Here is a 12938-nt window from a genome sequence, read left to right on the forward strand (position 1 = left end):
AAGCGCCGCCCGACGCGCGCGCTCGGTCGGCCGGTCGATGGGTGGTCGGGACAGTCAGCGCAGGACGAACCCGGTGCCGAGGTCGTCCGCGGGGTCGAGTTCGAAGCGGTGCTCACCTGTCCGGTACGCCGTCCCGGTGACCTCGGGAACGACAGCAGGAAAGCCGTCGACCGCTCGTTCCCCGACGATCCGGGCGTGGAAGCGGGTGCCGACGATGGAGTCGTGGACGAGGGTCTGGCCCGGCTTGAGGTGACCGCTCGCGGCGAGCACGGCAACACGTGAGCAGGTACCGGAGCCGCACGGGGAGCGGTCGACCTGGCCGTCGGCGAAGACGGTGACGTTGCGCTGGTGCGGGTTGGCGTTCTCGTCGGTGCCGAGATCGTCGTACAGGATGGTGCCGTAGATGCCGCTGAGGCGGTCGTCGGTGGGGTGGCGGGCGTACTCGGTGCCGTTCAGTGCCCATTTCACCTCGCGCCCGATCGCGATGAGGTCGGAGTAGTGCTCAGGAGTGACGGCCAGTCCGGTACCGGCTGCGTTCAGGTGGGCGTAGATGGCGCCGCCGTAGCCGATGTCGACGGAGACGTCCCCGCGCGTGGTGGTGACGGTGACGTGCTCGGCGAGCCGGTAGCTGGGGACGTTGACGAAGTCGACCCCGGTGATCCGTTCGCCGGCCGTGTGCGCGCGCAGGGTGACCCGGCCGGAGGGGACGTCGATGACGACGGTGGTGACGCCGGAGGGGTCGCGGGCGACGCGGCCGGTCTGCACGGCCCAGACGGCGAGTGCGATGGAGCCGTGGCCGCAGGCGGTCGAGAAGCCGTCCTTGTGCCAGAACAGCACGCCGAAGTCGGCGCCCGCGTCGTCGGGCGGGGTGATGAAACCGCCGTACATGTCGGCGTGTCCGCGGGGCTCGAAGCACAGCAGCCTGCGCAGGGTGTCCACCTCGGGGTCGCTGATGGCGAACATGCGGCGCTCGGCGACAGTGGCCCCTTCGATGGCGACCGGCGGTTCGGGGACGATGCGGAACGGCTCACCGCCGGTGTGGTAGTCGATGGTGCCGATCGCCTGGAACTGACCCGCCATGAACACTCCTCGTGTCGTAGGGAATCCGAGAGGGTTCGGGAAGTTCACACCGCGACGGCCGGCAGTGCCAGTATCTTGATGCGGGTAAAGAGTTACTGCAAATAATGTGCGATAAGTTCCGCCCGGCGGAGATGGTCCGCACGGCGAAAGGAGGCGGTCGAAGATGACGTCGCCCACCGCCATGCCGGAGCATGCGCACTCGGGGACCCGTCGGGGTGCTGCCGAACCGGGCTCCTTGGGGCGGGCAGATCAGGCCAGGGTGGAGCTTGTCCGATACCGCGTGTGAGCAAGCCGGATGGATGATGTCGACCATGGACACTCACGAGAATCTCCTGCCCATCGGCGAGGTCGCGGCGCGGTTGGGGCTGACCACCTCCACCCTGCGCTACTGGGAGGAACGCGGGGTCCTGCAGCCGGCGGCACGCCAGTCGGGGCGGCGGCTCTACGGCCCCGAGGAGCTCCGCCGGATCGCGCTCATCCAGATCTGGCAGGAGAGCGGGATGATGAGCCTGGACGAGATCGCGACGGTGCTGGCCGGCCGGACCGAGACCGGTCACTGGCGGGACACCGTACGGGGCCGCATGGCTGCCATAGACGAGCAGATCGACCGCCTGACCCAGGCGAAGGCCTACCTCGCCCACTACCTCAGCTGTCCGCGTGACCATCCTGCGGACGACTGCCCGATGGTGAGCAAGGAGGTGGATGCCCACATCGGCGCTGTCTGACCCGGCCGAGGCCGTCCTGCGGCGAGCTCGTGACTCGTACCGTTTCGTCTCCATTGACTTCAAGCCGACTTGAGCCGACACGCTGACGACGAGTTGGCGGAGGGAGCCGAAGTGATCGCGTGTGACGCTGTGGTCATCGGGGCGGGACCGGCCGGGCTGGCGACGGCGCTCGGCCTGGGACGCACCGGAGCGGACGTGCTGCTCGTCGAGCGGCGCAGTGGGGTCTCCAGGCTGCCGAAAGCCATGGCTGTCAGCGCCCGGTCGATGGAGCTCCTGCGCCAGTGGGGATGCGACCGTCCCGTTCGGGAACAAGGGTTGCCCCCGTGGCGCAGCGAGAGCATCGAGTGGCGGACCTCGCTGGTGAACGGGCGCCACATCGTCTCTCTGCCCCAGGTGGGGGACGCGCGAGACGTCCTCTCGTCGCTGGCCGTGAGTCCCCAGACATGGATCAACGTGCCGCAGTACGTCGTCGAGAACGTGCTGCGGGACGCGGTCGGGCGACTGTCCAACGTGCGGTTCTGTGAGAGCGCGGAGGCGACCGCCGAGGAACAGGGTCCCGACGGCGCGTTCGTGCGGCTGAACCGGGCCACGGCGGACGGCCGGACGCACGGCGAGCAGCGGGTGCGCGCGCGGTACGTCGTCGCGGCCGACGGATCACGGGCTTCGACGCGTCGTCGACTCGGAGTCGGCGCCCACGGAGCGGGTGCCCTCGGATCGGCGCTGAGCATCGCCTTCCACACGGATCCCGCGGCCTTCCGGGATCTCAGGAGCGCCTTTCACTGGGTGGCGAACGCCGACCTCGTCGGTATGGTGACTCTGGTCTCGCAGGACTTCGCCGTCCTCAACGTTCTCGACGACCCGTCACCGGCCGACGTCCACCAGCCGATGCCGGGGCCGGAGCGCCTGGTCGCCCTTGTCCGCAGAGCATGCGGAGTTCCCGATCTCGAGGTCGGCATCGAGGCGGCGGAGCGGTGGCAGGTCACTCAGGACCTGGCTGACACCTACCGCCGCGAACGGACGTTCCTCGTCGGTGACGCGGCTCACCGGTTCCCGCCCACGGGAGGTCTCGGGCTGAACACCGCGCTGGCCGAGGCCCACAACCTCACGTGGAAGCTCGACGCCGTGCTGACCGGGTGGGCGAGCGAGGAACTCCTGGACAGCTACGAGCGCGAGCGCCGGCCGTATGCGCAGGCGGCCTCCGGCTTCGCGGTGCGCCACTTCAGGTCCATGCTCGCCGTGATGGAGCGGATCCGGCGGCAGCCGGGACGCGTGGAGTCCGGAGGGCGGCAAGGGCGGGCGTTCCGTCATGCGCTGGCCGGCATCGTCGCGAGGACGGGACGGAACTACTCCGCGGACGCTGTGTCGTTCGGGTACGCCTACCAGAGTGCCGGGGACGTCGTGCGTGAGGAGGCCGAGGATCGGTCATGGCCGGGTGACCCCTATGTTCCGGACACCCGCCCGGGCGCCCGTGCGCCGCACGTGTGGCTCCTGAGGGAGGGACTGCCGGTGTCCTCGCTCGATCTGTTCGAGGGCGGCTTCACGCTGCTCGCCGGCCCGGAAGGGCAGGTGTGGGTGAGAGCCGCGCGGCGGGCAGCGGCGCACTGCGGAGTCCCGCTGAACGCCTTCACCGTCGGAGGAGGCGGCCCCCTGGAGGATCCGTGCGGGCGGTGGACCGTGATCTACGGCGTCGGCCCGGGGGGCGCCGTACTCGTGCGGCCGGACGGACATGTGGCGTGGCGGGCCCAGGGGGCAGTGAGTTCATGGGACGGGGAAGAACTGGCCCACATGCTCGTGGCCGTGCTCGAAGAGACCACGTGCGCCGGCACCTCCCCACGCCTGAAGGCGGTGGGGGTGGGTGCCGCGGGCGTGCGCGTGGCGTGATCTGGCGCCTCCGGGTTGACTTCAACCCAGGTTTAACTCGCAAGCTTGTGCGGCTATTGCGTGCGACGGCCTTGCATGCGAAGCATTCATCTGGCTTGGAGGAGTCTTGGAACTCAAGCACGTCGTTCTCACGCCGGAGCTCTACGACTACCTGATCGCCCATGGAACGCCTCCGGACCCGGTTCTCACGGAAATCGAGGAGCGGACCAAGGAATTCGGCCGTTACCAGATCATGCAGACCGTCCCGGAACAGGGCGCGCTACTGCACATGCTCACCAAACTCATCGGCGCCCGTAAGGCAATCGAGATCGGAACATTCACCGGATACTCCTCGGTCTGCATTGCCCGTGCCCTTCCGAAGGATGGACAACTTCTTTGCTGTGACGTCAGCGAGGAATGGACACGAGTGGCCCGTGACGCCTGGGAGAAGGCCGGCGTCACCGACCGGGTCGAGCTGGTGATCGGTCCCGCCCTCGACACGCTGAGGAGTCTGCCGCAGGAATCCGATGTCGACCTCGCCTTCCTCGACGCCGACAAGGTCAACTACTGGGCGTACTTCGAGGAACTGCTGCTCCGTGTCCGCCCGAACGGGCTGATCATCGTCGACAACACCCTCTTCCAGGGTGAGGTCGTCAACCCGGACACCGAGCACGAGAGCGCTCGCCTGGTCGACGCCTTCAACGAGAGGCTCGCCGCGGACGACCGGGTCGAGGTCGTCATGCTGCCGATCCACGACGGGATCACACTCGTTCGCAAGCTCTCCTGACCAAGGAGCGGCCCATGGCTCATGGGCCCGTTACAACACCAGCCTGATGGGGGATCGCGGAGCTGCCTCACGAGCTCCGCAGAGGAGGCGGCGTGATATTCGGTCGGCGCCCGGAACTGGCTGCCATCGGCAGCCTTCTGGACGACGGACAGTCCAACGGCGGCCTTGTCGTCATCGAGGGCGCCTTCGGAAGCGGAAAGACGGAGTTGCTGCGCGAGGCCGGCGAACGCGCCGGACGACGTGGATTCTGTGTGCTCTCCGCATCCGCTGACATCGAGGAACAGTCATTCGACTTCGGGGTGGTCCAGCAGCTCTTCGAATCGCGGGGAGAAGAGTTCACCGACGCCGATATCCGCGGCGAGGTGTCGTTCGGAACCCTGCATGGTCTCCACCGGAGACTGGTCGCCCTGTCGAGGAAATCGCCGGTGCTCGTCACCGTGGACAATCTGGAATTCACCGATGAGCCCTCGCTGCGCTGGATCGACCATGTGGTCCGGCGGACACAGAACGTGCCGGTGGCCGTCATCGCCACCCTCAATCCCGGAGAAACGCCCAAGGAACCGCGAGTCCTCTCCGGGCTGCTGCTCAGCAGGCTGTGCCGGGAACGGCGGCGGCTGCCGGACCTGGGGATGCAGGAGACCGCCGGCCTGCTGGAGGCCTTTGCCGGAGGACCTGTCCCCCGGGCAGTGGTGGAGGGGTACCACCGCGTGACAGGCGGCAACCCGCTGCTGCTGAGGGAATGCCTGCGCGTGGCGGGAGCCATACGCCTGGCAGGGGACATCCCACCGGTGGATCCTGTGTCCGCGGATCTGCTGGCAGGACTGACCCCCCTGCGTGACCGCCTGCTCGCCCAGCTGCGCCGTGCCGCTCCCCGGGCGCTGAACGTCGCCGGCGTCTCCGCCCTGCTGGGCGACGCGGCGGACGACGGCCTGATCGCGGCGCTCGCGGATCTCTCGCCCACACAACTTGACGCCGTCCGGGCTCAGTTGGCGGCACTGGGCATCCTGCGTGTCCATGGGGCGGCCATCCGGTACCCGCTGATCGGCGCACTGCTGGCGAGCGCCGTTCCATCGGCGGAACGCGCCCAACTGCACGCCAGGGCCGCCAGAGCGCTCTACGAGCGGGGCGCCGCACCCGTGAGTGTCGCGGTACACGTGGTCGAGGCCGGCTCGTTCGACGAGCCGTGGGCCGAGCAGGTGCTCCTGCGGGCCGGGGAATCCATGGCCTCGATCTGCCCGGAGAGTGCCGTTCGGGTCTACGAGCGGGTCCTTCAGGAGCCGATCGACGCCCAGGAACGGGTGAAGGTCCTGGCCCGCCTGGGCATGGCGCAGCTCAACGCCCATGTGCCCGCGGCCGTCAGACGCCTGGAAGTGGCGATGGACATGGCCTGCGAGCCGGAGGAACGCGCCGAGATCGCGCTCGGCCTGTCCTGCGGACTGGCCGTGACCGGCCGCCACCAGGAGGCCGTCCAGCTCCTGGACGAGGTGATGGCCAAGGAGGACCTGCCCGGTGACGAACTCGCGGAGCGCATGGCCGAGCAGTTCGTGGTCGTGGGTGCGGAATGCCGTTCCACTCTCGATGCCGTCCTCGCGAGGCTCAGGTCGTACGAGCGTGAGCGGGGGAGCACCGGGCGATGTCCCGACGGCCTCGAACCCCTCGTCCGAGCCTGGCTCGGCCGCTCGGCGGAGCAGGTGCTGCGCCCCGTCCAGGACGTGCTGTCCTGCGGGCGGGACCGGCGGGGAACGACGTTCTGGTACACGGCCGCCACCAGTCTCGTCTGGTGTGAGGAATTCGAGCTGGCCTCCTGGCATGCGGAGGAGGAACTGCGCGCCACCCGGAGCGCCGCGTCGCTGCGCCGGGTTCGGGCACTCCTGCTGCGCATGCAGGCCCTTCAGGGGCTCGACCGCCTGGAAGCGGCCCGCCAGTGCGGTGTCGAGGCGCTCGACCTGCTCGACCGGCTGGGCATCGCCGACCAGGCGATGGCCGCCGCCGTACTCGCCTCGCATGTCATGGTCCTCGCCGAGTCGGACGAGTGGGAGGCCGCAGCCACCCTGCTGGCGGAGAGGGGACCGCAGGACGTCTCGCCGGCACACTGGCACCACGTCTCACTCCTGCACAGTCGCGCTCGCCTCCGTCTCGCCGCCGCGGATCACGCGGGAGGACTGGCCGACACGCTTGTCGTCCAGGAGGCCTGCCGGCACTGGCGGATGCGGAACGCCGCGATCGTTCCCTGGCAGGTGACGGCCGCGGAATGCCACCGGGCGCTGCTGGCCCGGCCCGCGGCACAGAAGGCCGCCGCCGAAGGACTTGCCGCCGCCCGGCGATGGGGCAGCCCACGGCTCCTGGGGCAGGCGCTGCGTACGATGGGCCTGTCGCTCACCGGGCCCCGGCGCACCGAACTCCTCCAGCACAGCGCCGCACTCCTGAAGTCATGCGGGGCCCGACTGGAACTCGCCCGGACTCTCGAAGCCCTCGGCACCGTCACCCGGGAGAAACGCTCCGGCGAGGCGCGCCGTACCCTCCGCGAAGCCTACGAACTGGCCGTGTCATGCGGTGCCCGGGCTTCGGCCCGTCGCATCCAGGAAGAACTGGTGCGCGCAGGCGGACGGATCACCCAGAGCGCCGAGCACAGGGTCGACCTGTTGACGGGCAGTGAGCTGCAGGTCGCGGAAATGGCCGCATCCGGCATGACCAATCAGGCCATCGCCCAGCGGCTCAAGGTCAGCTTGCGCAACATCGAAGCTCATCTCACCCACACCTACCGGAAGCTCGGCGTGACCGGCCGTAGAGAGCTCGCCGATCTGCTGCGCAGGTCCTCTGCCGGCGCACGGGCCCTCGGCACCACGACCCGACCGGCGGTCGCACTTCCCGGGGCGGGGTGGACGATGTGAAGGCACGAGGTGAAACATGCGTTGGCAGAATCTCCACATCGCCGGACTGGGAGCCTTCCTTCCGCCGCCGGTACCGACGGCGGAAGCAGTCGAACGCGGCTGGTACGACCCTGAGGAAGCCGACGAGAACGAGCTGACCGCGGTACTGGTGGCGGAGCACGAATGCGCCCCCGACATGGCCGTGGCAGCCGGACGACAAGCCCTCGCGCGTTCCGGCCACGCGCCGTCCGAGGTGATCCTCAACCTCCACGCGAACATCTATCACCAGGGTCAGGACTTCTGGACTCCCGCCTCGTACGTCCAGCGCCACACCGTCGGTGGCAGCGGTCTGGCGGTGCAGATCCAACAGGGCTCCAACGGCGGGATGGCAGCACTCGAGATGGCAGCCGCCCACCTCTGGGCGGGCCGGACCGGGACCGCGGCACTGATCACCACGGCGGACAGGTACTGCCCTCCCGGTTTCGACCGGTGGAACAGCGACACCGGGCAGATCTACTCCGACGGGGCCGCCGCGTTGCTGCTCTCCCGCCGTTCCGGTTTCGCCCGCCTCCGGGCCATGGTGTCCACGTCCGACCCCGAACTCGAGGAGCTGTGCCGTGACACGACCGGCTTCTCCGCTGTGCCGCACGAGAACGGCGAGCCCCTCGACCTGCGCTCCCGGAAGAAGCGGTACGTCAAGAACCACGGCTACGACGAACTCCTCGAGCGACTCGCCGCGGGTACGGCCGCGAACGTGCGGCAGACCCTTGCCGACGCGGAGTTGACGCTGGACGACATGAAACGGGTCGTTCTGCCCAACCTGGGGCGGGCCCTGCTGGAGTGGGAATTCCTCGAGCCACTGGACATCCCGCTGGAGCGGACGACGTGGGAGTGGGGACGCCAGGTCTCGCATCTGGGGCCGGGGGACCAGTTCGCCGGCCTCGATCACCTGGTCGGCGGCGGCCAGGTCCGGCCAGGAGACCATGTTCTGCTGGTCGGCGTGGGGATCGGGTTCAACTGGACCAGCGCGGTCGTGGACATCGACTCGGTGCCCGAAACGGCATAGCCGAGCGACGCGCACGTGGTGCGCCCGAGCAGACCGACCGGACGGCCCGGCAACGCATCCGCGTTGCCGGGCCTTCGCTCGTCCCGGCTTCCCCCTCGCGGCGACCGTAGGAGCCGCTGCCTGTACGGACCATCGGTAGATGCATCGGTGTGACCGTAATGAGTCCCCGACCCCGCCGACCTAGCGTCCTGCACAGACACAGAGCCGGTTCGCGGAGTCTGGGGAAAGGGGAACCCACCGATGACTGTCCCGGCAGGCCGCCACACCGAGCAGACCAGCGCGGAGCACCTGCGCGGCCTCGATTCATCCGACCGGCGAGCCGCGGTGGAGGACTGGCTGCGGGGCCGGATCAGCAGCCTCGGCAAGGCAGCTCCGGAGGACATCGACGCTGCGGCACCGCTGACCGCCGCAGGGATCAGCTCCTTGCGGCTGGTGCGTCTGCGCGCCCAGCTGAGCCGGGAGCTCGGCGTCACGCCGCCGCTGCGCGTCGCCTCGCTGGACTCACTGGCCGACTGGGTCACCGACGCCCTCAGCGGCGGACAGGAGGGAGCCGGCGAGCCGGCGGGGACCCACATCACCCCCGACCCCGGCGAACAGTTCGAACCCTTCCCGCTGACCGACCTCCAGCACGCGTATCTGATGGGCCGCAGCGACGCCTTCGAGCTGGGATCGCTCGGCGGCCACGCGTACTTCGAGCTCACGCCCGCCGACGCGGACGTCCGGCGACTGGAGGAAGCCTGGCAACGCGTCGTCCAGCGACACAGTGCCCTGCGCATGACGGTCCTGCCCGACGGGAGCCAGCAGGTGCGCGAACAGGTGCCGCCCTACCGGTTCGACGTCCTCGACCTGCGTGCGGAACCCGGGGACAAGGCCCTCGCGCGCCTCGAGGAAGTCCGGGTCAGGATGTCGCACGAGGTCTTCGTGCTGCAGCAGTGGCCGCTCTTCCACATCGCCGTCACCGAGATGCCGGGTGGGGCCACCCACGTGCACTTCAGCATCGACCTCTTCGTCGCCGACCTGTGGGCGCTGCGGGTCCTGCTGGGCGACTGGTGGCGGCTCTACGAGAACCCCGAGGCGGACCTGCCCGCCCTCGAACTCACCTTCCGGGACGTGGTGCTGGCCGAACGGGCCGCTCACGAATCCGAGGCCTTCGAGCAGGCCAGGCAGTACTGGGACGAGCGACTCGACGATCTCCCGCCCGCTCCGCGGCTGCCGGCCGACACCGCCGCGGCGCGACCCCACTTCACCCGCCGCACGGCCCGCATTCCGGCTCCGGTGTGGTCCACCGTGAAGGACTTCGCAGGAGCCCGCGGAGTCACCCCGTCGGGGGTGCTGCTCGCGGCCTACTCGGTCGTGCTGGGAGCCTGGAGTTCGAGCCAGCGGTTCACCGTCGATGTCACTCTCTTCAACCGGCCGCCCCTCCACCCACAGATCGACAGCCTGGTCGGCGACTTCACCAACGTGGATCTGCTCGCAGTCGATCTGGTTGACGCGGACACGTTCCAGGACCTCGCCGACACTGTCCAGCGCCGTCTGTGGACGGACCTGCAGCATGCCGCCGCCGGAGGCGTGCGGTCGCTCCGCGAGCTGGCCGCCAGGCGCGGCACGGGAACGGCGGCACTGGCCCCCGTGGTCTTCACCAGCGCGCTGGGCAACGACGACGACGGGTTCTCCTCGCTCTTCGGCGGCTTCGGGGCACCGGTCCACGCCATCACCCAGACGCCGCAGCTCTACCTCGACCACCAGGTCTTCGAGGAGCACGGCGAGGCCGTACTGGTCTGGGACACGCGCGACGGCGTGCTCTCCGACAGTGTCCTGGAGGACATGTTCCAGGCCTATCAGCGCCTTGTGCTCTCCCTCGCCGAACCGCAGACGTGGGCCGGTCCACCGCAGATCGAGCTGCCCGCCTGGCAGCGCGAGGTGCGTGCGCGGGTCAACGAGACCGCCGGACCGCTCCCTTCAGGAGTGCTGGCCACACGGATCCTCGAGCGCTCCACGTCCGCGGACTCGGCAGGGACCGCTGCCGTCATCACCGCGGAGCGGGTCCTCACCTTCGGGGAACTCGGACGTCAGGCCGTCGGCATCGCCGGCGCGCTGCACGCACGGGGGCTGGCCCGAGGGGCGCTGGTGGGCGTCGGGGCCGCCAAGGGATGGCGGCAGATCGCCGCGGTGCTCGGCGTCACGGCAGCCGGATGCACCTACGTGCCGATCGACCCGGCGCTGCCGCCGGCCCGCCGTGCCTGGATGATCGAGCACGCGCGTGTCGAGCTGCTGATCACCGATCAGCTCCAGGACGTCGAGTGGCCGACGACACTGCCGCGGATCGCGGTGGACGACGTACCGCCGGCGACCGCCGAAGAGCTGACCCGCTGGCAGTGCCCGGCCCAGCCCGAGGACGTCGCCTACGTCCTCTACACCTCCGGCTCCACGGGCACCCCCAAGGGCGTCGCGGTCAGCCACCAGGCCGTCCTCAACACCCTGATGGAGGTGAACCGGCGTTTCGGGGTCGGGCCGCAGGACCGCGTCCTCGGTCTGTCGTCGCTCAGCTTCGACCTGTCCCTGTACGACACCTTCGGCGTACCCGCAGCCGGTGGCGCGCTGGTGCTGCCGGAGCCCGAAGCCGCACGCGACCCGGCCCGCTGGCTCGAGCTGATACGGAGCCACCGCGTCACGCTCTGGAACAGCGTGCCCGCGTTGATGGACATGCTCGTCACCTACTGTGCGGCGGACCGCGCCACGGAGACGCTCCCCCTGCGCACGGTGATCCTCAGCGGAGACTGGATCCCGGTGCGGCTGCCCGACCGGATCCGGTCCCTCTGTGACGGCGTCCAGGTCGTCGCGGCCGGCGGCCCGACGGAGACCTCGGTCTGGTCGAACGCCTACGTCGTCGAGCAGGTCGACGGCGAGTGGGCGTCGATCCCCTACGGGTTCCCGCTGCGCAACCACCGACTGCACGTGCTCAACGACCGGCTGGCACCCGCCCCCGCCTGGGTGCCGGGTCCCCTCTACGTCGGCGGTGCCGGTCTGGCCGCGGGATACCACCGCGACCCCGAGCGCACCGAGCAGTCGTTCATCACCCACCCGGCCACCGGCGAACGGCTCTACCGCACGGGGGACCTGGCCCGCTACCGCCCCGATGGATGCCTGGAGATCCTCGGACGGGAGGACTTCCAGGTCAAGATCGGCGGCTTCCGGATCGAACTCGGTGAGATCGAGCACGCGCTGGACGAACAGCCCGAAGTGGACCAGGCGGTCGTCGTCGCGGCGGCATCCGGTGACCAGCGCCGGCTCGTCGGCTTCGTGGTGCCGGCGGCTGCGGCCGCGGACCACGCCGATCCCGTCGAAGACGACTTCGGAGACATCGAGCGCGACCCGGTGGCCCGGCTCCGGTTCAAACTCGCCCGACCCGGACTGCGGAACATCGACGGGACCTCGGTCTCACTCCCAGACAGCTCCTCACCCGCCCCACAGCGTCGGAGCCGCCGGACCTTCCGCGCCGACCCGGTGCCGCAGCAGGCACTCGCCGAACTGCTCGCCGCACTGCGTTCGACCGAGGAGGACGGCCACTTCCTTCCCCGGTACGCGTACGGCTCCCCCGGCGCGCTCTACCCGGTCCAGGTCCACCTGCAGATCCACCCCGGTCGCGTGGAGGGCCTGGACGGCGGCAGTTACTACTACGACCCCCGCCGCCATGCCCTCACCCTGTGTTCCTCCGAGGCATCCCTGCCCGCCGGACTGTTCGCCACGGCCAACCGGGAACTCGTGGACAAGGCCGCCTTCGTCGTCTTCCTCGTGGCCCAGCACCGCGCCGTCGACCCGCTCTACGGCAAGGCCGCCCGCGACTTCTGCCTCCTGGAGAGCGGACTCATCGCCCAGCTGCTGGAGACGACGGCGGCACGCAACGGGCTCGGCACCTGCCAGCTCGGCGCGACCTCCGACGGCCCCGCGCTGCGCACGGCCTTCGCCCTCGACGAGGGACACGAACTGCTGCACACCCTCGTCGGCGGTCTGCCCGCCGACGACACCGCGTCCGCGCCGGTGACCGAGCAGGCCTTGGGCGACGACCTGCGCGGCAGGCTGGCCGAGCGGCTCCCGTCCTACCTCGTGCCCAGCCGACTGGTCGTGCTGGACCGCCTCCCGCTCAACCAGCGCGGCAAGGTCGACCGGCGGGAACTCGTCCGACGCGCCGAACTCGCCGATGCCGCCCCCCTTGTCCGCCAGACACCCCGCGACGACCTGGAACGGCTGATCACCGAAGTGCTGTGCCAGGTGCTGGGGCTGGAGAGTGCCGGCGCCACCGACAACTTCATGGAGACAGGGGCCGGTTCGGTACACCTCACCCGGATGTACGGCCTCCTGCGAGACCGCCTGTCCCAGGAATTCGGCCTCCTCGCCCTCTTCGAACACCCCAGCCCCCGTGCCCTGGCCGCATGGCTTCGCGGCGAGGCCGACGACACGGCCGCCGTCGCGAAGGGCAGGGCTCGTGCCCAGTGGCAGCGCGCCGCACGGCAGCGGACCACTCGACGGACCACCGGAAGGGAGGAGTAGAC

The 12938-nt window shown here is 69.9% G+C and carries 7 protein-coding genes; 6 read left to right on the plus strand and 1 reads right to left on the minus strand.

Features of this window, described 5'->3' with window-relative positions; translation table 11 throughout:
• Positions 1–54: 54 nt before the first annotated feature.
• Positions 55–1080 carry a proline racemase family protein gene (locus tag ACFYZB_RS27700; protein WP_388763333.1) on the minus strand — a complete coding sequence of 342 codons (1026 nt, stop codon included), beginning with the start codon at positions 1078–1080 and terminating at the stop codon, positions 55–57.
• Positions 1081–1391: 311 nt separating this feature from the next.
• Between ACFYZB_RS27700 and ACFYZB_RS27705 the strand changes: the two genes are divergently transcribed.
• The 6 genes from ACFYZB_RS27705 to ACFYZB_RS27730 all read left to right on the plus strand — a co-directional run bounded on the left by ACFYZB_RS27705 (position 1392) and on the right by ACFYZB_RS27730 (position 12936).
• Positions 1392–1805: a MerR family transcriptional regulator gene (locus ACFYZB_RS27705; RefSeq protein WP_388763335.1), complete on the plus strand. Its 414-nt coding sequence runs from the start codon at positions 1392–1394 to the stop codon at positions 1803–1805.
• Between the two features lie 111 nt (positions 1806–1916).
• Positions 1917–3686, plus strand: coding sequence for an FAD-dependent oxidoreductase (locus tag ACFYZB_RS27710; RefSeq protein WP_388763337.1), 1770 nt, complete (start codon positions 1917–1919; stop codon positions 3684–3686).
• A 106-nt stretch (positions 3687–3792) separates the two neighbouring features.
• Positions 3793–4452, plus strand: a complete 660-nt coding sequence (locus tag ACFYZB_RS27715; protein WP_388763339.1) for an O-methyltransferase — start codon at positions 3793–3795, stop codon at positions 4450–4452.
• Between the two features lie 92 nt (positions 4453–4544).
• Positions 4545–7343, plus strand: coding sequence for a LuxR C-terminal-related transcriptional regulator (locus ACFYZB_RS27720; RefSeq protein WP_388763340.1), 2799 nt, complete (start codon positions 4545–4547; stop codon positions 7341–7343).
• A gap of 16 nt (positions 7344–7359) precedes the next feature.
• Positions 7360–8388 carry a ketoacyl-ACP synthase III family protein gene (locus tag ACFYZB_RS27725; RefSeq protein WP_388763342.1) on the plus strand — a complete coding sequence of 343 codons (1029 nt, stop codon included), beginning with the start codon at positions 7360–7362 and terminating at the stop codon, positions 8386–8388.
• A gap of 240 nt (positions 8389–8628) precedes the next feature.
• A complete protein-coding gene (locus ACFYZB_RS27730; protein ID WP_388763344.1) occupies positions 8629–12936 on the plus strand; it encodes an amino acid adenylation domain-containing protein in 4308 nt (1435 codons plus the stop codon).
• The last annotated feature ends 2 nt before the right edge of the window (positions 12937–12938 follow it).

This window comes from Streptomyces sp. NPDC001852 (assembly GCF_042891825.1).
Taxonomy (GTDB): Bacteria; Actinomycetota; Actinomycetes; order Streptomycetales; family Streptomycetaceae; genus Streptomyces.